General features: G+C 68.7%; 19 protein-coding genes. 1 reads left to right on the forward strand and 18 read right to left on the reverse strand.

Annotated elements, in window-relative coordinates; genetic code table 11:
• Positions 1–49: 49 nt before the first annotated feature.
• The 10 genes from AC1D1A_RS15220 to hisI form a co-directional block, all read right to left on the reverse strand.
• Complete coding sequence (locus tag AC1D1A_RS15220) at positions 50–1507, reverse strand: glutamate synthase subunit beta (protein WP_476851529.1); 1458 nt, start codon at positions 1505–1507, stop codon at positions 50–52.
• Positions 1500–6116 carry a glutamate synthase large subunit gene (gene gltB / locus AC1D1A_RS15225; protein ID WP_476948076.1) on the reverse strand — a complete coding sequence of 1539 codons (4617 nt, stop codon included), beginning with the start codon at positions 6114–6116 and terminating at the stop codon, positions 1500–1502. Before gltB ends, AC1D1A_RS15220 begins: the two co-directional genes overlap by 8 nt.
• A gap of 268 nt (positions 6117–6384) precedes the next feature.
• Positions 6385–7731 carry a prolipoprotein diacylglyceryl transferase gene (gene lgt / locus AC1D1A_RS15230; protein WP_476948077.1) on the reverse strand — a complete coding sequence of 449 codons (1347 nt, stop codon included), beginning with the start codon at positions 7729–7731 and terminating at the stop codon, positions 6385–6387.
• 3 nt (positions 7732–7734) lie between these two features.
• On the reverse strand, positions 7735–8556 hold the full coding sequence (trpA, locus tag AC1D1A_RS15235) for a tryptophan synthase subunit alpha (protein WP_476948078.1): 822 nt from the start codon (positions 8554–8556) through the stop codon (positions 7735–7737).
• Complete coding sequence (gene trpB, locus AC1D1A_RS15240) at positions 8553–9917, reverse strand: tryptophan synthase subunit beta (RefSeq protein WP_243179091.1); 1365 nt, start codon at positions 9915–9917, stop codon at positions 8553–8555. Before trpB ends, trpA begins: the two co-directional genes overlap by 4 nt.
• Before the next feature lie 127 nt (positions 9918–10044).
• Entirely contained in the window at positions 10045–10863 is an 819-nt protein-coding gene (gene trpC / locus AC1D1A_RS15245) for an indole-3-glycerol phosphate synthase TrpC (RefSeq protein ID WP_230009238.1), read from the reverse strand.
• Positions 10864–10865: 2 nt separating this feature from the next.
• On the reverse strand, positions 10866–11153 hold the full coding sequence (locus AC1D1A_RS15250; protein WP_230009236.1) for an HGxxPAAW family protein: 288 nt from the start codon (positions 11151–11153) through the stop codon (positions 10866–10868).
• A 113-nt stretch (positions 11154–11266) separates the two neighbouring features.
• Positions 11267–11971 carry a Trp biosynthesis-associated membrane protein gene (locus AC1D1A_RS15255; protein WP_476948079.1) on the reverse strand — a complete coding sequence of 235 codons (705 nt, stop codon included), beginning with the start codon at positions 11969–11971 and terminating at the stop codon, positions 11267–11269.
• Positions 11971–13548 carry an anthranilate synthase component I gene (locus AC1D1A_RS15260; protein WP_476851521.1) on the reverse strand — a complete coding sequence of 526 codons (1578 nt, stop codon included), beginning with the start codon at positions 13546–13548 and terminating at the stop codon, positions 11971–11973. Before AC1D1A_RS15260 ends, AC1D1A_RS15255 begins: the two co-directional genes overlap by 1 nt.
• 122 nt (positions 13549–13670) lie before the next feature.
• A complete protein-coding gene (hisI, locus tag AC1D1A_RS15265) occupies positions 13671–14114 on the reverse strand; it encodes a phosphoribosyl-AMP cyclohydrolase (RefSeq protein ID WP_476948080.1) in 444 nt (147 codons plus the stop codon).
• A gap of 177 nt (positions 14115–14291) precedes the next feature.
• Here hisI and AC1D1A_RS15270 point away from each other — a divergent pair, with 177 nt between their 5' ends.
• On the forward strand, positions 14292–14936 hold the full coding sequence (locus AC1D1A_RS15270) for a TIGR03085 family metal-binding protein (protein WP_028277041.1): 645 nt from the start codon (positions 14292–14294) through the stop codon (positions 14934–14936).
• A gap of 108 nt (positions 14937–15044) precedes the next feature.
• Here the strand turns inward: AC1D1A_RS15270 and hisF are convergent, their stop codons facing one another.
• The 8 genes from hisF to ribD all read right to left on the reverse strand — a co-directional run bounded on the left by hisF (position 15045) and on the right by ribD (position 21034).
• Entirely contained in the window at positions 15045–15821 is a 777-nt protein-coding gene (hisF, locus tag AC1D1A_RS15275; RefSeq protein WP_026536975.1) for an imidazole glycerol phosphate synthase subunit HisF, read from the reverse strand.
• An 84-nt stretch (positions 15822–15905) separates the two neighbouring features.
• Positions 15906–16748, reverse strand: coding sequence for an ATP phosphoribosyltransferase (gene hisG / locus AC1D1A_RS15280; protein WP_028277039.1), 843 nt, complete (start codon positions 16746–16748; stop codon positions 15906–15908).
• 104 nt (positions 16749–16852) lie between these two features.
• Positions 16853–17116: a phosphoribosyl-ATP diphosphatase gene (locus tag AC1D1A_RS15285; protein WP_018772463.1), complete on the reverse strand. Its 264-nt coding sequence runs from the start codon at positions 17114–17116 to the stop codon at positions 16853–16855.
• 166 nt (positions 17117–17282) lie between these two features.
• Entirely contained in the window at positions 17283–17768 is a 486-nt protein-coding gene (gene ribH / locus AC1D1A_RS15290) for a 6,7-dimethyl-8-ribityllumazine synthase (RefSeq protein WP_476948081.1), read from the reverse strand.
• A gap of 45 nt (positions 17769–17813) precedes the next feature.
• Positions 17814–18476, reverse strand: coding sequence for a GTP cyclohydrolase II (ribA, locus tag AC1D1A_RS15295; protein ID WP_476873133.1), 663 nt, complete (start codon positions 18474–18476; stop codon positions 17814–17816).
• 46 nt (positions 18477–18522) lie between these two features.
• Entirely contained in the window at positions 18523–19236 is a 714-nt protein-coding gene (gene ribB, locus AC1D1A_RS15300; RefSeq protein WP_476851517.1) for a 3,4-dihydroxy-2-butanone-4-phosphate synthase, read from the reverse strand.
• Positions 19233–19919, reverse strand: a complete 687-nt coding sequence (locus AC1D1A_RS15305) for a riboflavin synthase (RefSeq protein WP_476948082.1) — start codon at positions 19917–19919, stop codon at positions 19233–19235. Before AC1D1A_RS15305 ends, ribB begins: the two co-directional genes overlap by 4 nt.
• The gene (gene ribD, locus AC1D1A_RS15310) at positions 19919–21034 is read right to left on the reverse strand and encodes a bifunctional diaminohydroxyphosphoribosylaminopyrimidine deaminase/5-amino-6-(5-phosphoribosylamino)uracil reductase RibD (RefSeq protein WP_476948122.1); all 1116 of its coding nucleotides are present in this window, start codon (positions 21032–21034) and stop codon (positions 19919–19921) included. Before ribD ends, AC1D1A_RS15305 begins: the two co-directional genes overlap by 1 nt.
• Positions 21035–21162 lie beyond the last annotated feature (128 nt).

The following is a 21162-nucleotide window of genomic DNA, read 5'->3' on the forward strand; positions in this document are numbered from 1 at the left end:
TTGCATGGATTAAGTTGAAGTGCGGATGAATCCCGGAGGTCCTGTGGGACTACAGAACAGCCATCGCACGGTCGGTCGGCGCCACGGGTGCCGGCAGAATGGTGCTGCCCATCAGGAACTTGTCCACCGCGGCCGCGCAGGCGCGCCCTTCGGCGATGGCCCAAACGATGAGCGACTGGCCGCGGCCGGCGTCGCCCGCGACGAAGATGCCTTCAGTGTTGGTCATGTAGTAACCGTCGCGTGCCACGTTGCCGCGCCCGTCAAAGTCGGCCTGGACCTGGTCGGTGATCCCGGCCGGCTCGGCGCCGGTGAAGCCCAGGGACAGGAAGACGAGGTCCGCCGGAATGATCCGCTCGGTGCCGGCCTTCGGCAGGCGCTTGCCGTCGACGAATTCCGTCTCCGCAACCTTGACGCCCGTGAGTTTGCCGTTTTCCCCGACGAACTCCACGGTAGAGGCGAGGTAGGTGCGTTCGCCGCCTTCCTCGTGCGCGCTGGCGACCTCGAACAAGGTGGGGAATGTCGGCCAGGGCTGGTGGCCGGCCCGCTCGACGGGCGGCTGCTTGCCGATCGCCAGTGTGGTCACGGACGCGGCCTGGTGACGGTGCGCGGTGCCGAGGCAGTCAGCGCCGGTGTCGCCGCCGCCGAGGATGACCACGTGCTTGCCCGCGGCATTGATCTGGTTCTCCACGGTCTCCCCCGCCACCACCCGGTTGGCCGGCACGAGGTAGTCCATGGCGTAGTGGACGCCGTCGAGGTCGCGGCCCGGGATCGGCAGGTCACGCGGGACGGTGGCCCCCGTGGCGACGACGACGGCGTCGTACCGGCGGCGCAGCTGCTCCCACGTCACGTCGGTGCCGACGGCCACCCCGGTGCGGAACCGGGTGCCTTCGGCCTTCATCTGCTCCAGCCGGCGGTCCACCTGCTCTTTTTCCATCTTGAAGTCGGGGATCCCGTAGCGCAGGAGGCCGCCGATCTTGTCGTCGCGCTCGTACACGGCCACAGTGTGGCCCACCCGGGTCAGCTGCTGGGCGACGGCGAGCCCGGCGGGGCCGGAACCGACGACGGCGACCGTCTTGCCGGTCAGGCGCGCCGGCGGCAGCGGATTGACCCAGCCGTTCTCGAAGGCCTGGTCCACGATGGACACCTCGACCTGCTTGATGGTCACGGCGGGCTGGTTGATGCCGAGTACGCAGGACGCCTCGCAGGGGGCCGGGCACAGCCGTCCGGTGAACTCGGGGAAGTTGTTGGTGGCGTGCAGCCGCTCCATCGCTTCCTCGCCCTTGTCCCGCCAGACGAGGTCGTTCCATTCCGGGATGAGGTTGCCCAGCGGGCAGCCCTGGTGGCAGAACGGGACGCCGCAGTCCATGCAGCGGCCGGCCTGGCTCTTCAGGACACCCTTTTCCTGGGCCTCGTAGACCTCTTTCCAGTCCATGATGCGGACCGGGACGGGACGGCGCGGCTGGGTTTCACGCTGACGTACTTTCAGAAATCCGCGTGGATCAGCCACCGGTCACCTCCAGGATTCGAGACCAAACTTCTTCGCCGTCGGGGTCCAGGCCCTCTTCGATGGCGTCAAGACGGGTTTGCAGGACGGCCGCGTAGTCGCGCGGCAGCACCTTGGTTATGCGGGCTGCGGTGTCATCGAAGTTTTCGAGGAGCCGTGCCGCGAGCAGCGACTCGGTTTCCTCGAGGTGCTTGACGAGCAGCCCGTGGACGATGTCGCGGTCCTCGGCGTCGAGCTCGCGCAGCTGCAGCTCGCCTGACTCGAGGGCCTGCTTGTTGACGCGCTCGGTCTGCAGGTCCAGCACGTAGGCCGTGCCCCCGGACATGCCGGCGCCGAAGTTGCGGCCGGTGCGGCCGATGATGAGCGTCTGGCCGCCGGTCATGTACTCGCAGCCGTGGTCCCCGATGCCTTCGACCACCGCGGTGGCGCCGGAGTTGCGGACCAGGAAGCGTTCGCCGACCTGGCCGCGGAGGAACAGCTCGCCGGTTGTGGCGCCGTAGCCGATCACGTTGCCGGCGATCACGTTGCGCTCGGCCGGGAACACGTTGGTGCGGTCCGGCCGGACGATGATGCGGCCGCCGGAGAGTCCCTTGCCGACGTAGTCGTTGGAGTCGCCGAACATGCGCAGGGTGATGCCGGCCGGCAGGAACGCCCCGAGTGACTGGCCCGCGGTGCCATTGAGCGTGATGTCAATGGTGTCGGTGGCCAGGACGTCGGTGCTGAAGGTCTTCGTCACGACGTGGCCGAGCATGGTGCCGACGGAGCGGTCCGTGTTGATGACGTTCACGGAGATCTTCACCGGTGTGCGGTCGCTCAGCGCTTCGGCCGCCATGGCGATCAGGCGCTGGTCGAAGTGCTTGTCGAGTTCGTGGTTCTGGCCGGTGAGGTTGCGCAGCGGCGCGTCGTTGTCGAACTCGAGCCCGTGCAGGATCGGATCCAGGTCCAGCCCTTCGGCCTTCCAGTGGTTGATCGCGTCGCGGGAGTCGAGCATCTCGGCATGGCCGATCGCCTCCTCGATGCTGCGGAAACCCAGCTCGGCGAGGATTTCGCGGACTTCCTCGGCAAGGAATTCGAAGAAGTTCACCACGAATTCGGGCTTGCCGTTGAACCGGGAGCGCAGCTCGGGGTTCTGGGTTGCGACGCCCACCGGGCACGTGTCCAGGTGGCAGACGCGCATCATGATGCAGCCCGAGACCACCAGCGGGGCGGTGGCGAAACCAAACTCCTCGCCGCCGAGCAGCGCGGCGATCACGACGTCGCGGCCGGTCTTGAGCTGGCCGTCGACCTGCACCACCACACGGTCGCGCAGGCCGTTGAGCATAAGCGTCTGCTGCGTCTCGGCGAGGCCGAGTTCCCACGGGACACCGGCGTGCTTGAGCGAGTTCAGCGGCGAGGCGCCGGTACCGCCGTCGTGCCCGGAGACCAGCACGACGTCGGCCTTCGCCTTGGTGACGCCGGCCGCCACGGTGCCGATCCCGACCTCGGAGACGAGTTTGACGTGCACCCGGGCCGAGGGGTTGGCGCGCTTGGCGTCATAGATCAGCTGCGCGAGGTCCTCGATCGAGTAGATGTCGTGGTGCGGGGGCGGCGAAATGAGGCCGACGCCGGGCGTCGAGTGCCGCGTGCGGGCCACCCAGGGGTAGACCTTCTGCGCCATCAGCTGGCCGCCTTCGCCGGGCTTGGCACCCTGGGCCATCTTGATCTGGATGTCGTCCGCGTTGGACAGGTACAGGCTGGTGACGCCGAAGCGGCCGGAGGCGATCTGCTTGACCGCGGAACGGCGGGTGGGATCGAGCAGCCGGTCCACGTCCTCGCCGCCTTCACCGGTGTTGGACTTGCCGCCCAGCCGGTTCATGGCGATCGCGAGGGTCTCGTGGGCTTCCTTGGAGATGGAGCCGTAGCTCATGGCGCCGGTGGAGAACCGCTTGACGATGCTGGAAACCGGTTCCACTTCCTCGAGCGGCACGGCGGGACGCGAACCGGCCTTGAACTTCAGCAGACCGCGCAGGGTCATGAGGTTCTCGGACTGGTCGTCAACGCCGCGGGTATAGGCCTTGAAGATGTCGTAGCGGCGTTCACGCGTGGCGTGCTGGAGCCGGAAGACGGTCTCGGGGTTGAACAGGTGGGGTTCGCCGTCACGGCGCCACTGGTACTCGCCGCCGCCTAGCAGGGGCTGGTGCGGCAGTTCGATGCCGTTCTCGGGGTAGGCCATGCGGTGCCGGGCCAGGACTTCGGCAGCAATGACGTCGAGGCCGACGCCGCCGAGCTGGGAGTGCGTGCCGGAGAAGTACTCGTCCACGAGGTCCTGGCCGAGGCCGAGGGCTTCGAAGGTCTGGGCACCGGTGTAGGAGGCCACGGTGGAGATGCCCATCTTGGACATGATCTTCAGGACGCCCTTGCCCAGGCCCTTGATCAGGTTGTAGACGCCGTCCTGCGGGGTGACCCCCACGACGTCGCCGGAGGCGATGAGCTGTTCCACGGATTCCATGGCCAGGTACGGGTTCACGGCGGAGGCGCCGTAGCCGATGAGCACGGCGACGTGGTGGGTCTCGCGGACGTCGCCGGCTTCCACCACGAGCGCCGTTTTGGTGCGGTTGGCGCTGCGCAGCAGGTGGTGGTGCACGGCGCTGACCAGCAGCAGGGACGGGATCGGGGCCCACTGGGCGTTCGAGTCGCGGTCCGAGAGCACCACGTACTGGACGCCGCGGTTGATGGCGCCGGAGACCTGTTCGCAGATTTCGGTGAGCCGGGCCCGGAGGGAGTTCTCGCCGCCTTCGGGGCGGTAGAGTCCGCGGACCTTCATGGCGACCTTGCCGCCGTCGGCGCTCTCGATGTTCGCGATCTTGGCGAGCTGGTCGTTGTTGATCACGGGGAACGGCAGCGAGACCTGCGGCTGCCGGACCTGCTTGGTGTCCAGCAGGTTGCCGTTCGGGCCGATTGCGCACGTCAGGGACGTGACGAGCTCTTCACGGATGGCGTCCAGCGGCGGGTTGGTGACCTGTGCGAAGGACTGCACAAAGTAGTCGAAGAGCAGCCGCGGGCGTTTGGACAGCACGGCCACCGGGGTGTCCGAGCCCATGGCACCGAGCGGTTCGGCGCCGGTGCGGGCCATCGGGCCCAGCAGGATTTTCAGTTCCTCGGTGGTGTAGCCGAAGGTGCGCTGGCGGATGTTGACCGAGGCTGCGGTGTGCACGACGTGCTCGCGTTCGGGCAGGTTCTTGAGGTCGATCAGGTTGTCCTTGACCCATTCGGCCCAGGGGTTCGCCGCGGCGACCTCGGCCTTGACCTCGGCGTCGTCGATGATCCGACCGGCCCCGGTGTCCACCAGGAACATCTTGCCCGGCGAGACGCGGCCCTTCTTGACCACTTTGGAGGGTTCGACGTCGATCACGCCGACTTCGGAGGCGAAGACGATCAGGCCGTCCTCGGTGATCCAGTACCGGCCCGGGCGCAGGCCGTTGCGGTCCAGCGTGGCGCCGACCAGGTTGCCGTCCGTGAAGGAGACGGCCGCCGGGCCGTCCCACGGCTCCATGAGCATCGAGTGGTATTCGTAGAAGGCGCGGCGGGCCGGATCCATGGTGGCGTGGTTTTCCCACGCCTCCGGGATCATCATCATGATCGAGTGCGTGATGGGCCGGCCGGAGAGCCAGAGCAGTTCGGCGACCTCGTCGAAGGAGGCCGAGTCCGAGGCGCCCGGGGTGCAGATCGGGAACAGCTCTTCGGGTGAGTCCCCCAGCAGCGGGCTGGCGAGCTGCGACTGCCGTGCCCGCATCCAGTTGCGGTTGCCCTTGACGGTGTTGATCTCGCCGTTGTGCGCGATGGTGCGGAACGGCTGGGCCAGCGGCCAGGACGGGAAGGTGTTGGTGGAGAAGCGCGAGTGGACGATCGCGAGCTTGGTCTTGAAGCGCTTGTCCGACAGGTCCGGGTAGAACGGCTCGAGCTGCGCGGTGGTGAGCATGCCCTTGTAGACGATGGTCCGGGAGGAGAGCGACGGGAAGTACACGCCGAACTTGTTCTGGGCGCGCTTGCGGATCCGCCAGGCGCGGGAATCGAGCTCGTTGCGCTCGAGGGTTTCCCCGGTGCTGGAGGCGAAGAACGGCTGCGAGAAGTACGGCATGCAGGCCCGGGCCATGGCCCCGACCAGGTCGGCCACGATCGGGACTTCACGCCAGCCCAGGACGGTCAGGCCCTCGTCCGCGGCGAGGCCTTCGATGCCGGCGCGGGCGGCGTCGGATTCGCGCTGCTCGGCGGGCAGGAACGCGGTTCCCACGATGTACTGGCCGGGGGCCGGAAGTTCGAAGTCCGTGACTGCGCGGAAGAATTCGTCCGGCACCTGCATCAGGAGGCCGGCGCCGTCGCCGGTACCTTCATCGGCGCCCACGGCACCGCGGTGCTCGAGGTTGCGCAGGGCGGTCAGGGCGGCGTCGACGATGTCGTAGCCAGGCTCACCGCGGAGCGTGGCGATGATGGCCAGGCCGCAGGCGTCCTTCTCGTTTTCCGGGTTGTAGAGTCCGGCAGCGGCCGGAATCGCCGCGAAGCGGCTGAAGGGTGACGCGGCAGCCGAGGGCTGGTCCGGATCGGACCAGCTGGGGCTGTGAAGAGTTTGGGTCATTGGAGACGTCCTTCCTCCTGATCGTGCGTATGGGAGGGACAACATTGGCCCCACTCGGCACGCCGGTGTGTGACGGGCGCAACAGAGTGTTTTTCTAACTGGAATTGTAGGCCAGCCCGGCCTCCTGTACTAACAGTTACGCAGGTGCTGGCCCGGGCTTGCATGGACAGCTTCGATCTGCTGTCCACGGCAAGCCCTCTTGCCACGACGCTGTGGAGTCGGGTCCGGTGAGCGGTGGCTCCGGTCAACCCGAAGTGCCGGCGCTGAGCTACTTGGTGCCCTCAGCCTCCGGCGCGGTTCCAGTTCCCTGGCGGCCGGAAACTCCGGCTGCCGGAGCTCCATTGGCGGGCGCGGTGCCGCCCGTGGAGTCCCTGCCCGCATCCTCGGATGCGCGAACTGGTCCGCTTTGGTTATTCCGGAGATTAGCACGGGATTCACTATCTGAGACAGCGGCGTCCGAATGGCGGATGGTTGCCGCGTCTGCGGGGACGGTGGCGCGGTCAGCGTGGGCGGCACTGTCGGCGCCTGTGGCGCGGTCAGCGTGGGCGGCACTGTCGGCGCCGGTGGTGCGGTCAGCGCTGGTGGTGCGGTCAGCGCTGGTGGCCTCGGTCGCGTCGGCGACCGGCTTTGACTCTGCCGACTTTGCCTCCGCCGACTTTTCCTCAGCCGGCGTAGTCTCCACCGGCTGGGTCCCTGCCGGCTGTGTCTCTGCCGGCGCGCGGCCGGGGAGGAACGGGGTGTCCGGCTCGGAGCGCTTGCGCAGGCCGAGGAGGATGAAGGCGAGCAGGGCTCCGGCGAAGACGATGATGCTGGTCCAGACATTGAGCCTGGTGGTGAGCCCGAAGAGGGTGATCTGTTCGGCGTCGTCGATCCGCATGGCCTCGATCCAGACGCGGCCCAGGGTGTAGTACATGGCGTAGACGCAGAAGAGGCGGCCGCGGCGGAAGCTGAATTTGCGGTCGAGTGCCAGCAGGATCAGCACGCCGGCCAGGTTCCACAGCGACTCGTAGAGGAACGTCGGGTGGAAGAGCGTGTCCGTCGGCATGCCGGCGGGGAAGTTCGGGTTGTTGGGATCGATCTGCAGCCCCCACGGAAGCGTGGTGGGGCCGCCGAAGAGTTCCTGGTTGAAGTAGTTGCCCCACCGGCCAATGGCCTGGGCCAGCAGCAGTCCGGGGGCCGCGGCGTCCATGAAGGCGCTCAGCTTCACCCCGGCACGCCGGCACCCGATCCAGGCGCCCACGGCGCCGAGCACGACGGCGCCCCAGATGCCCAGGCCGCCGCGCTGGATCTGCGGAATCAGGGACAGGTCCCCTGTGCCGTCGAATCCCGGGCCGAAGTAGGCGTCCGGAGAGGAGAACACGTGGTACAGCCGTCCGCCGATAATGCCGAACGGGATGGCCCAGATGGCGATGTCCCAGACGCTGCCCTCGGGGGCGCCGCGGCGTGCCCAGCGGACCGAGGTCAGCCACAGGCCGGCAATAATGCCGGCGAGGATGCACAGGGCGTAGGCGTGGATGCGCAGGGACCCCCACGGCAGCGGGATGTCGAATCCGGACCAGCTGGGGCTCGGAATGCTCGCGGGAATCATCGCCGCCGCGTGGAGGACTGACTGCATTGCTTAGGCTTCTTCCTTGGTAAGGCCGGTGCTGAGGTCTTTCGTCAAGGAGGCTACCGCATCCACGCCGCCGTCCCGGATCGCCGCGACGAGGGCGGTGCCGACAATCACGCCGTCGGCGTACTCGGCGATTTCTCGGACATGGCTGGCGGTGGAGACGCCGAGGCCCACGCAGACGCGTTCGGCGCCCGCGGCGTGCGCGGCGGCGACGACGTCCCTGGCCGCGGAGCTGACCGAGGTCCGGGCGCCGGTGACGCCCATGATGGAGACGGCGTAGACGAAGCCGCGGCTCGCATCGACAGTGCGTTTCATGCGTTCGGGCGAGGACGAGGGAGCCACGAGGAACACCCGGTCCAGGCCGTACTTGTCCGAGGCCGCCATCCATTCGGCGGCCTCGTCCGGAATGAGGTCGGGCGTGATGAGCCCGGCTCCCCCGGCCTCGGCCAGGCGGCGGGAGAACTCGTCCACGCCCATCCGGACCACGGGGTTCCAGTACGTCATGACCAGCACGGCGGCGTCGGTCTTGCTCGTAATGCCGCGGACGACGTCGAAGACCTCCCGGACGTGGAAGCCCTTCGCGAGGGCTTCCGTCGTGGCGGCCTGGATGACCTGGCCGTCCATGACCGGGTCCGAGTACGGGATGCCGATCTCGATGAGGTCGGCGCCGTTCTCGGCCAGGGCGATGCCGGCGGCGATGGTGTCTTTAACGCTCGGGTAGCCGGCGGGCAGGTAGCCGATCAGGGCCGCCCGGCCCTGGGCGCGGGCGCGGTCAATGGCCGCGGCCGACTTGCTGGCGTGCTGGTTGCCGTCCTGGCTGGTGCTCACAGCTGTTCCCCCTCTTTGGCGATTTCGGCTTCAGGTGAATCCTTGTCCAGCAGGTCGAACCATTCCGCGGCCGTGGCCACGTCCTTGTCGCCGCGGCCGGAGAGGTTCACCATCACGATTTTCTCTGAGGCGTCTGTTGCCTTGCCTGCGGCCGCGTCAGCGGCGAGCCGCTGACCCACCTTGATGGCGCCGGCGAGGGCGTGGGCGGACTCGATGGCGGGGATGATGCCCTCGGTGCGGCACAGGAGGCGGAAGGCCTCCATGGCCTCGCTGTCCGTGATGGGCTCGTAGCTGACCCGGCCAATGTCGGCCAGGTAGGAATGCTCGGGGCCGACGCCGGGGTAGTCCAGGCCGGCGGAGATCGAGTGCGACTCGATGGTCTGGCCGTCGTCGTCCTGCATGAGGTACGAGCGGGCGCCGTGCAGTACGCCGGGTTTGCCGAGGGTGATGGTGGCTGCGTGGCGTCCGGTTTCGACGCCCTCGCCGCCGGCTTCGAAGCCGTAGATCTTGACCGAAGGGTCATCGAGGAAGCCGTGGAAGATGCCAATGGCGTTGGAGCCGCCGCCGATGCAGGCACAGACGGCATCCGGCAGCCGGCCGGTCTGGTCCAGGATCTGGGCGCGGGCTTCCTCACCGATGACCTCGTGGAAGTAGCGGACCATCGCAGGGAACGGGTGTGCTCCGGCGGCGGTGCCCAGCAGGTAGTGCGTGTTGCCCACGTTGGCCACCCAGTCGCGCAGGGCCTCGTTGATGGCGTCCTTGAGCGTCTGGGATCCATTGGTGACCGGGATGACCGTGGCGCCGAGGAGTTCCATGCGGGCCACGTTGAGGGACTGCCTGCGGCAGTCCTCGGCGCCCATGTAGACCACGCATTCCAGGCCCAGCAGGGCTGCGGCCGTGGCGCTGGCCACGCCGTGCTGGCCGGCGCCGGTTTCGGCGATGACGCGGGTTTTGCCCATTCGCTTGGCGAGCAGCGCCTGGCCCAGGACGTTGTTGATCTTGTGCGAGCCGGTGTGGTTGAGGTCTTCGCGCTTGAGGAAGATCCGCACCCCGCCGGCGTGCTCGGCGAAGCGCTTGGCCTCGGTCAGCAGCGATGGCCGGCCCGAGTAGTTCTTGTTCAGGTCGGCGATCTGGGCCGTGAACTCCGGATCGGCCTTGGCCTTCTCGAAGGTGTCCTCGAGCTCGTCCAGGGCCGCGATGAGCGACTCTGGCATCCACCGGCCGCCGTAGTTCCCGAAGTAGGGCCCCGGGGCGTGGCGCAGGGACGGTTCGCCCTGCGCGGGATGCTCCGCGGGGCGGCCGCCCTGCAGGAACGCGTCCACGGTACTTTCGTCAGAGCCGGCTGCTGGTGCATCGACCATCAGTCTCACCATCCTGTTCCACTGCTAGCTTTGGGGATCTGCTGATGAGATCCGCTCATTGGTCCGGGCAAAATCGCGGGCCCGGCACCGCTCACGGTCCGGACGGAGGCGCCAGGACCGGCCGGCCTCAGGCGCGCGCGGCGATTGCCGTCGCGCCGGCAGCCATGAATTCGGCGATCCGCTCGCGGGGCGTCGCGTCACTGACCAGCGCCTCGCCGACCAGGACCGCGTTGGCTCCGCGGGCCGCGTAGTGCTTGACGTCCTCGACGTCGCGCACACCGGATTCGGCGACCACGAGCGCGCCGGCGGGAATGCCGCCGGTCAGCGCCGCGAAGACGGAACGGTCGACGTCGAGCGTCTTGAGGTTGCGTACGTTGACGCCGATAATCCGGGCCTCCGCGGCGACTGCACGCTCGATTTCCTCCGCCGTATGGGTCTCGACCAGCACGTTCATGCCGAGCTCGCGGCTGAGGGCCGTGAACTCACGCAGCTGGGCGTCCGAGAGCGAGGCCACGATCAGCAGGATCAGGTCGGCGCCGTGCGCCCGGGCCTCCCAGATCTGGTACTCGTCAACCATGAAGTCCTTGCGCAGCAGCGGAATGTCCACGGCGGCCCGGACGGCGTCGAGATCGGCCAGGGAGCCGCCGAAGCGGCGCTCCTCGGTCAGGACGCTGATCACGGCGGCCCCGCCGTCGGCGTACTGTGCGGCGAGGGACGCGGGATCGGCGATGTCCGCGAGCTGGCCCTTGGACGGGCTGCGGCGCTTGACCTCGGCAATCACCTTGAGCTGGTCCCGGGTGCCTGAGGTCCCGCCGAGGGCGGCCCAGGCGTCACGGGCGGGCGCCGCCGCGGCGGCACGCTCCTTCAGCTCCGCGAGCGTAACCAGACGCTGGCGCGCCTGCATATCCTCCCTGACACCGGCATTGATGTCGTCGAGAACGCTCACGCTCAGTGGCCGGAGTTCTTCAGCTTGCTGCCGCCGACGCCGTAGCCGGCCTTGCGCATGGCCCAGCCGGCGAGCAGGCCAATCACCATGACCGCCGCACCCGCGACAAAGATCGGGGTGTTGGCGATGACGAAGGCGATGGACGCAATGAGGGCGCCGATCAGCATCACGATCACGCAGGTCCACGCGGCCGGGCTGTTGCCGTGACCCTGGGGTTCGCTGTGGTCGACGTCGTCGTAGACGCCCTTCGGCGCAGCGGACGTGGATGCGGAAACAGTGGCTTTGCTCATTGAAATCTCCTCAGGATGAATACTGCTTACATTCTGCCATTTTTTGCTGTGTTATTTGGCCGCGTTGCTGTCGCGTTACCGGTCGCGTTGCCGGTCGCGCCCGCGGCATCGGCTCAGGTGGGGTCGTCACCGCGGGACAGCCGGTCCCAGCTGTCAATCTCGTCCGCGGGGGCGGCCGGCGCATTACCGCCGGCTGCAGTGCCGCCGGCGGCGGGCCCGGCGGCGGCCGCGTCATATTTGGTGCGGGTCTTCCAGTAGCGGCCGGCCGGCACGATCGCGAGGGCGCTGAGTCCCAGCAGGGCTCCGGCGACGACGGCGAGGACGGGGAACACTGTTACGTCCACCTGTACGCTGCTGCCGCTGATTCCGGTGGCGGCCGCGATCGATCCCTGCGCCGCGGCCAGCGGGTCCGCCATCACGACGGCTGCCGCGGCGACGATGCCCGCGGCCGCGAGGAGGATGATCGCCGTGATCACCCAGCGGGCCACGCGGCCGGCGATGGAGGCCGCGAGGCCGCCTGCGAGGGCCACAAGCGCCAGGGCTGTCACGGTGGTGGCAGCCTTGCTGCCCTGGACCTGCAGGCCGTCCTGGCTGGCCACGGCCGCGCCGAGCTGCGTGGGATCGAGATGCACGGTGAGCCAGGTCTGGGTGGTGGTCCCGAACACGGCAAGGGCCAGGGCAGCGATCACCAGGACCAGGGTGGACTTGCGGGCCCAGCCCGGGACGGCGGCCCCCCCGGGGCTCTTCACAGTGCTCTTCACAGTGCCCTTCACGGTGTTCTTGGCGGTGTTCTTGGCGGTGGCTTCCGGCTCCCCCATCAGGACTCGGCTCCTGCGTCGGGCGCTGCGTCAGTGACTGCGTCAACGGTGATGTTGTGCAGCGACCTGGCGGTGTGCACGGCGCGCAGCGGGGCGGCGGCCTTGTTCACGGTTTCCTGGGCCTCGGTCGGGTTCACCGAATCTGCGACGATCCCGCCGCCGGCCTGGACGTACGCGCGTCCCTCACGGAGCAGGGCCGACCGGATGGCGATCGCCATGTCCATGTCCCCGGCGAAGTCCAGGTACCCCACCACGCCGCCATAGATGCCGCGTCGGTGCGGTTCAAGTTCGTCCAGCAGGCGCAGGGCCCGCGGCTTCGGGGCGCCGGAGAGGGTGCCGGCCGGGAACGTGGCCTTGAGCACGTCGTAGGCCTTGGCTGCCGGGGCGAGCTCTCCGACCACGGTGGAGACCAGGTGCATGATGTGGCTGAAGCGCTCCACTTCCATGAATTGCGTGACGTCGACGGATCCTGCCACGCAGACCTTCGAGAGGTCGTTGCGGGACAGGTCGACCAGCATCAGGTGCTCGGCGCGTTCTTTCTCGTCCGCCAGCAGTTCCTCGGCCAGGGCCTTGTCCGCCTCGACCGTCTTGCCGCGCGGGCGTGAGCCGGCGATGGGGTGGGTGATGACTTCGTCCCCGGTCACGGTGACGAGGGCCTCCGGCGAGGAGCCGACGATCGTGTATTCGCGGCCGGCGGCGTCCTCGAAGCTGAAGAGGTACATGTAGGGGCTGGGGTTGGTGTTCCGCAGGACCCGGTAGACGTCGAGGGGGTCGGCGCCGCACTCCATTTCGAAGCGGCGGGAGATCACCACCTGGAAGACCTCACCGTCCACGATCGCCTCCTTGCCGCGGTCCAGGGCGGCCAGGTACTCGGTTTCGTCCCAGCGCTCCTGCACACTGGACGCGAAATCCAGGGCGGCCGTCTCCAGCACGGAGACCGGCTGCTCCACAGGGCGGCTGATCTTTTCGAGCAGGGCTTTGACGCGGGCGACGGCGTCATGCCAGGCGTCGTCGACCCGTTCGGTGCTGTTGTCGAAGTTGATGGCGTTGGCGATCAGCAGGACGGTGCCGTCCATGTTGTCGTGGACCGCCATGTCGGTGACCAGGTTGAGGGCCATTTCCGGCAGTTGGAGGTCGTCCTCCGGCGGGCTGGTCAGTTTCTCCCAGTGCCGGACGGTTTCCCAGCCCAGGAACCCGACCAGTCCCGAGGTGAACGGCGGGAGGCCGTCGAAGCGCTCGGTCCGCAGCGCCGCGACGGTGTCGCGGATGGCGTCCACGGGGTTGCCGTCCAGGGGCACACCGACCGGGGGCTCGCCCAGCCAGTGCGCGCTGCCGTCCTTGGTGGTCAGGGTGGCCCGGGAGCGGGAGCCGATGAAGGAATAGCGCGACCAGGCGCCGCCGACCGCCGCCGATTCCATCAGGAACGTTCCGGGCTGGCCATGGGCGAGCTTGCGGTAGAGCCCGATCGGGGTTTCGGCGTCAGCCAGCACCTTGAGCCGGACGGGGATGACGCGGCTGTGGCCTGCGAGTTCGCGGAACTCTTCGAGGCCGGGGCTGATGATTCCAAGGTCCTGCATGGCTGTGCTTTCCGCCTGTTCTTTAGGTGGACCTGCGACCGGATCCGGTCATGGGATCCTGCCTGGGGTCCGGTTCGTGAAGCTGTGGAAGCGCCGGGGCGCTCTGCCGGTGTGCCGGGCGCCTAGCCTCCGTGGCCGACGACGGCGTCGAGCTCGCGGCCGTCGAAGCACGTCCGGGTTCCGGTGTGGCAGGCCGCGCCGACCTGGTCGACCCGCACCAGCAGCGCATCGCCGTCGCAGTCCATGGCGAGCGACTTGACCCATTGCACGTGCCCGGAGGTGTCTCCCTTGCGCCAGTACTCCTGGCGGGAGCGCGAAAAGAACGTCACGCGCCCGCTGGTCAGGGTGCGGTGCAGCGCTTCGTCGTCCATCCAGCCCAGCATCAGCACCTCGTGGGTGTCGAATTGCTGGACGATGGCGGCCACCAGGCCGGCGCTGTCGCGCTTGAGCGCGTCCGCCAGTCCGGCCGGGAGGGGGCTGCCGCTGACGGAACTGCGATCGACGGCGCTGCCGTTAATGGCGCTGCCGTTGGTGGGGCTGGGGGCGGAGGCGGGCTGCTCAGACATCAGATCAAGTCTAGTGCCTCCGGGCCGGTCGCCGGCCTGCGGACAGGTCCCGCCGCTTAACACTGGCGCGCCAATCGGCCCGGCGCCGCGGTCCGGCCCTGCATCATGCGGCCGGGCGGGGTCGCGGCGGCGATTCCTGTGCCCACGCACGGCCGTCTCGTGCTAGTTTCACAAGTGATGCATTTCGTCGAACCGTCCCGAGAAGTCCTGGCCGAAACCCTGCTGGCGGCCGGCCCTGATGCCGCCACGCTCTGCACAGGTTGGCTCACCCGCGATCTTGCCGCGCACCTGTACCTGCGCGAGCGGAAAATCGCCGTGGGACTGGGCCTGCTGATCAAGCGCCTGTCCAAGGCCTCGGACCAGGCGACGGCCGAACTGGCGGGCACCCTGAAGACCACCGAGGACTACGCCAAGCTGGTCAACGACTTCCGGGCCGGTCCCCCGGCGCTGTCCCCGCTGCGGATCAAGGCGCTGGACGAAAGCTCCAACCTGATCGAGTACTTTGTGCACACAGAGGACGTCCGCCGCGCCGTGGACCGCTGGGCCCCGCGCGCCCTGGACCAGGCCTACTCGGACGCGCTGTGGGACGAGCTCGTCAAGCGGGCCGCGATCCTGTACCGCGGCGTGGATCTGGGCATCGTGCTGGTGAGCCCCTCGGGTCCGCGGCATGTCGCCAAACGCGCCCCCGTGTCCGTGGCCATYGTCGGCGAACCGGGCGAGCTGCTCATGCACGCCCACGGCCGGACCCGCCACGCCCTCGTGACCTTCGAAGGCCAGCCGGACGCCGTCGCGCTCCTGCAGTCCGCCGAAGTCGGCCTCTAATCCCCACCCGCTCCCTAAAAAAAATAAAGCAACGCGGGGTCACTTACGGCCCATAATCCCGTCCGGGATGGGCGGTAAGTGACCCCGCGTTGCTTTAAGCGGTGGGGACTAGCGGACTTCGAAGCCTGCGTCGCGGATCGCGGCCTTGACCTGCGCGATCATGTCCAGCGGGCCGAAGTGGAAGACCGACGCCGCCAGGACGGCGTCGGCGCCCGCTGCCACGGCCGGCGGGAAGTGCTCCGGCTTGCCGGCGCCGCCGGAGGCGATGAGCGGGACCTTGACCCCCGCCCGCGCCAGGCGGATCAGTTCCAGATCGAAGCCGTCCTTGGTGCCGTCAGCGTCGATCGAGTTGAGCAGGATTTCACCCACCCCGCGGTCGGCCGCTTCCCGCGCCCAGGCGATCGCGTCGATGCCGGTCCCCTGCCGTCCGCCGTGCGTGGTGACCTCGAAGCCGGACGGGGTGGGCTGCGAGCCCGGACGGGTCCGGCGCGCGTCGAGGGAAAGCACCAGGACCTGGGAGCCGAAGTGCCGGGTGATCTCGTCGATCACGTCCGGCCGGGCCACGGCTGCGGTGTTGATGGCGGCCTTGTCCGCGCCGCAGCGCAGGAGTTTGTCCACCTCGGCCACGCCACGGACGCCGCCGCCGACCGTCAGCGGGATGAAGACTTCCTCGGCGGTGCGGCGGACGACGTCGAACGTGGTCTCCCGGTTGCCGGAGGACGCCGTGACGTCAAGGAAGGTCAGCTCGTCGGCGCCGCTGTTGTCGTAGCGGTGCGCCAGTTCCACCGGGTCCCCGGCGTCGCGGAGGCCCTCAAAGTTGATGCCCTTGACCACGCGGCCGGCATCGACGTCGAGGCACGGGATGACGCGCACGGCAACAGTCATGACTTCTCCTGGTACTTGCAGGCGGGTAATTGCTGCAGGGTGATTGCTGAAGGTGTTCCTGGCGGGACCCGGCGGGTGTGGCGCCTAGATGCGGCAGGCGTGGATGCTGCTGACCAGGATGGCGCGGGCGCCGAGGTCGTAGAGCTCGTCCATGATCCTGTTGGTTTCCCGCTTGGGCACCATCGAGCGGACGGCCACCCAGTCCGAATCGCGCAGCGGCGACACGGTGGGCGACTCCAGGCCGGGGGTGAGCCCGGCGGCCTGCTCGACGAGTTCCTTGCGGATGTCGTAGTCCATCAGCACGTACTGCCGGGCCACGAGGACGCCCTGGAGCCGGCGGATCAGGACCTCCGTGGCAGGGTTCTGCTCGCCCTTGCGGCCAATCAGCACGGACTCCGAATTCAGGATCGGCTCGCCGAAGATCTCCATGCCGGCGGCCTTGAGCGTGGTGCCGGTCTCGACGACGTCGGCAATCGCGTCGGCGACGCCGAGGCGGACGGAGGATTCCACGGCGCCGTCAAGGCGGACCACCTTGGCGTTGATGCCGCGCGCGGCCAGGTAGCCGCGCAGCAGTCCGTCGTAGCTCGTGGCCAGGCGCTTGCCCTCGAGCTCGGCGACCGTGGTGAAGTCGCCGACCGGGCCGGCGAAGCGGAAGGTGGAAGCGGCGAAGCCCAACGGCAGCAGCTCCTCAGCCTCGACCTCCGCGTCGAGCAGCAGGTCGCGGCCGGTGATGCCGACGTCGAGCGTTCCCTGGCCCACGTACACAGCAATGTCGCGCGGGCGGAGGAAGAAGAACTCAATGTCGTTGTCCGGGTCCACCATGACAAGCTCGCGGGTGTCGCGGCGCTGGCGGTAGCCTGCCTCGGCCAGCATGGCCGCGGCAGCTTCGGACAGGGATCCCTTGTTCGGGACGGCAACTCTAAGCATGGGAAAAGTCTCTCTTGGGTGTGGAAGTCTCTGTTGGGGCACATCGGCCACGCGGTGCACGGGCTCCGCCAGCGAAGTCATGGCGGTGTCCGGTGCGGGCGCGGCTACAGATGCTTGTAGACGTCTTCCAGGGTGAGTCCTTTGGCGAGCATCAGAACCTGCAGGTGGTAGAGCAGCTGGGAAATTTCCTCGGCGGCGGCCTCATCGGATTCATACTCCGCAGCCATCCAAACCTCGGCTGCTTCCTCCACGACCTTCTTGCCGATGCCGTGGACTCCGGAATCCAGTTCGGCGACGGTGCGGGAGCCCTCCGGGCGGACGGCTGCCTTTTCACTCAGTTCTGCGAACAGCGACTCGAAATTCTTCACGCCCCCAAGCCTACTTGCTCCCGGCGCGGGAACGCCCGCCGGGGCGTTGCATGACGGCGGAGATGTGAGGCACTGCATATCCAACACGGCCGGCGAGGCCGGCACACTCAGCCGGCGCGGGCGGCCAGGGAGGCGCCCGCACCGGCTTTGGCTGCGGCCTGGCGGCTCAGCCGAACTGCTTGAGCGTCACTGCCGTGGCCAGGGCAGCGGTAACGGCCTCGTGACCCTTGTCCTCGGTGGATCCCGGCAAGCCTGCCCGGTCGATCCCCTGCTGCTCGGTATCGCACGTCAGCACGCCGAAGCCCACGGGAACCCCGGTGCGGACGCTGACCTCGGTCAGGCCCAGGGTGGCCGCCTCGCAGACATATTCGAAGTGCGGGGTGCCGCCCCGGATGACGACGCCGAGCGCCACGACGGCGTCGAAGTGCGGTGCCAGCCGGGCGGCCGCGACCGGGAGCTCAAACGTGCCCGGCACGCGCAGGACGGTCGGCTCATTGATGCCGGCGTCCTTCGCGGCGCGCAGGGCGCCGTCGAGCAGTCCGTCCATGATCTGGATATGCCAGCTCGCGGCCACAATGGCCAGCTTGAGCCGTGAGGTTTCTTCCGGCTTGAAGGTGCTGAGGTCGATCTGGGGGGCGCCGTGGCCGCTCATAGGGTATTCCTTGCTGTTGAGTCTGGTGGTCGTGTTGCTGCCCGGTCAGTCCTGGTCGTGCTCGAATCCGGACAGGCCGGCGGCCGGAGCCGGTTCAACGTCCAGGACCAGGCGGTGGTCCATCCGGTCCTTCTTCGTCTGCAGGTAGCGGATGTTCTGCTCCCGGGAGGGGACCTCCGTGGGGACCATCTCCACCACCTTGACGCCTGCCTGCGCGAGCCGGTCCTGCTTGTCCGGGTTGTTGCTCAGCAGCCGGATCTCGTGAAGCCCCATCTCCGCGAGGATCTGGGCCGCGGCCTTGTAGCAGCGCGCGTCGACCGGCAGCCCGAGCTGTTCGTTGGCCTCCACGGTGTCAAAACCGGCCTCCTGCAGGGCGTAGGCCTTCATCTTGTTCGCCAGGCCGATCCCGCGGCCCTCCTGGCCGCGCAGGTACAGCAGGGTGCCGCCGAGTTCGTTGATCAGCTCGAGCGCATAGGCCAGCTGCTCGCCGCAGTCGCAGCGGTAGGAGCCAAACACATCGCCGGTGAGGCACTCCGAATGGAGGCGGACCAGCGGTGGCTGGCCGTCAACCGGCGCCATCGGTGAACTGACGGCCAGGTGCTCCGCGCCGGTGGCGAGGTCGGTCCAGGCCTGTGCCACGAAGTCGCCGAAGGCGGTGGGCAGCTGGACGATGGGTCCTGCGCTGACCGGATGCGGTTGACGGGCCATGGCCGTCTCTTCTCGGGTCTCCGAAGTCGTCACTGTTTCTCCTCCATCAGACAGGGTCCGCTGCGTGGCTGCCGTGCTGTTCCGCTTCAAGATACGCCACCAGATCCGCAATCGAAATCAGGGGGCAGCCATGCTCGATGGCGAAGCCGCGCAATCCGTCCAGCCGCATCATTTCTCCGTTGTCGTACACCAGCTCTGCTATCACGCCCACGGGCTCCAGGCCCGCGAGCCGGCACAGGTCCACGGCCGCTTCGGTGTGGCCGGGACGTTCCCGCACTCCCCCCTTAACGGCGCGGAGGGGAAAAACATGCCCGGGACGGGTCAAGGAATTTGGCCGGCTTTGCGGGTCGGCCAGGATCCGGGCCGTCAGGGCGCGGTCCGTGGCGGAAATTCCGGTGCTGACGCCCACGGCGGCGTCGCAGGACACGGTGTAGGCGGTGCCCTTCGCGTCTTCGTTGATTGCCACCATTGGCGGCAGCGCCAGGGCGTCGGCCCTGTCGGCGTCGAGCGGTACGCAGATCACGCCGGAGCTGTAGCGGACTGTCCAGCCCATCAGCGCGGGGGTGGCGTGCTCGGCGGCGAAAATGATGTCGCCTTCGTTCTCGCGGTCCTCGTTGTCCACCACCAGGACGGGCCGCCCGGCTGCCATGGCGCTGATGGCGTCCTCGATCGGATCGAGGCCTGCACGCCCGGTGCCGGCAGCGGCGGTACGGAGCACCGCGGCCACATCATGGCCGGGCTGGTCCGTGACCCGGCTCATTTCGCGGCCCCGTCCGTGAGGGCGGCTTCTCCGGCGGAACCTTCGGCTGCCCTGTGCGCGGCGGGCGACGAACCGCCGGCAAAGGACAGCAGGCGTTCGGTGTACTTCGCCAGGACATCGACTTCGAGGTTTACATGGCCGCCGGGTGTCTTCTGGCCCAGGCCGGTCTCGGCCAGGGTGGTCGGGATGAGCCCTACTTCAAACCAGGGCGCCGGATCGTTGGCCGGGCTGACTGCCGTGACGGTGAGGGAGACGCCGTCGACGGCGATGGATCCCTTTTCGGCGATGTACCGGGCCAGCCCGGCCGGCACCGCGAACCGCAGCCGGTCCCAGTTGCCAAGTCCCTCGCGCTCCACGAGCTGGCCGACGCCGTCGACGTGGCCCTGGACCACATGGCCGTCCAACCGTCCCCCGGCGGGGACGCAGCGTTCCAGGTTGACGGGATCGCCCGCAGTGAGTTCTCCGATCGTGCTGCGGACCAAGGTCTCGCCCATAACGTCAACGCTGAAGTCCCTGCCGTCGATCTGCGTGGCGGTGAGGCAGACGCCGTTGACCGCTATGGAACCGCCCAGGGCGAGACCGTCCGTGGTGCCGGGTGCGTGGAGCCGTACGGTGGCGCTGCTGTCCCCGTTGCGCTCAATGGACAGCACCCTTCCCTGCTCGGCGATAATTCCGGTAAACATCAATTGCCTCCTGCGGCGGTGTCCGCGCCGGTGCGGTGCGGGGTGGTATCGGATGAAGTAGGGGTGGCGGCCGGGGCGGCCGGGGCGGCCGGGTCAGCCTCATCGGCCGGGGCGGCCGGGCGAAGATGGAGCCGGAGGTCGCGGCCGAGGACCTGGACGGCGCCGCCGGATGCCGAGTCCCATTCCCAGCGCTGGGCATCGGCCAGGGTCGTGATACCGAGGTCGTCCAGGGCGGCGGTGCCGGAGCCGAGCAGTGTGGGCGCCAGGTAGACGATGAGTTCGTCGACCAGGCCGACGGCCAGGAAAGCGCTCAGGATCCGGGAGCCGCCCTCCACCATGAGGTGCCGGACGCCGTGTGCGAACAGCTGGTCCAGGGCCTCGCGCGGGTCGCGGGTGGCCAGGTGCAGGACGTTGCCGTCGGCTCCGTGGATGGCGGCGTCGTCGGGAATGCCCCGGTACCCCATCACGGCGCGGAGCGGCTGTTTGCCTTCTGCTTCGCCGTCGCCGTTCCGGGCGGTGAGCCGGGGGTTGTCGATCAGGACTGTCTGGGTGCCCACCAGGATGGCGTCTATCCGGCCGCGCAGGGCGTGGTTGTCGGCGAGCGATTCCGGGCTGGATATCCACTGGCTGGTGCCGTCGCTGGCGGCGATGCGGCTGTCGAGGGTCTGGGCGATATGCAGGGTGACGAACGGCCGTTTGGCGGCGACGGCGTCGAACCAGCGCCGGTTCAGGTCCAGCGCCGCCTCGGCCGCCAGCCCGGAGCGGACGCGGACGCCCGCGGCCCGGAGCGTCACGGCGCCGCCGGCGGCCGGGTCGTGGGGATCGTCGACGGCGTAGATGACGTCGGTGATGCCGGCGTCGATGATCGCCTGCGCGCAGGGCCCGGTGCGCCCACAGTGGTTGCAGGGCTCCAGCGTCACCACGATTGCCGCACCGCGGAGGTCCCGGCCCGCCGCCTTCGCCTGGCCGATGGCGTCAGCTTCGGCGTGGGCAGTCCCGGCTCCGCGGTGGTAACCGGTGGCGAGGTGCGTCCCGTCGGCCCCGACGACGACGGCGCCGACGAGCGGGTTGGCGCCCCGCGGGCCCTGCGCCGCGGCGGCCAGGGCAGCCTGCATCGCAGCATTCTCGGCAGCGTTGAACCCGGCAGCGCCGGACGGGGCAGCGCCGGACGGGGCAGCGCCGGACGGGGCAGCGCCGGACGGCGCGGCGCTGAATCCGGCGCTCACGCCGGCGGTGTTGAGGG

The sequence above is a fragment of the Arthrobacter sp. P1_B9 genome, assembly GCF_056406495.1.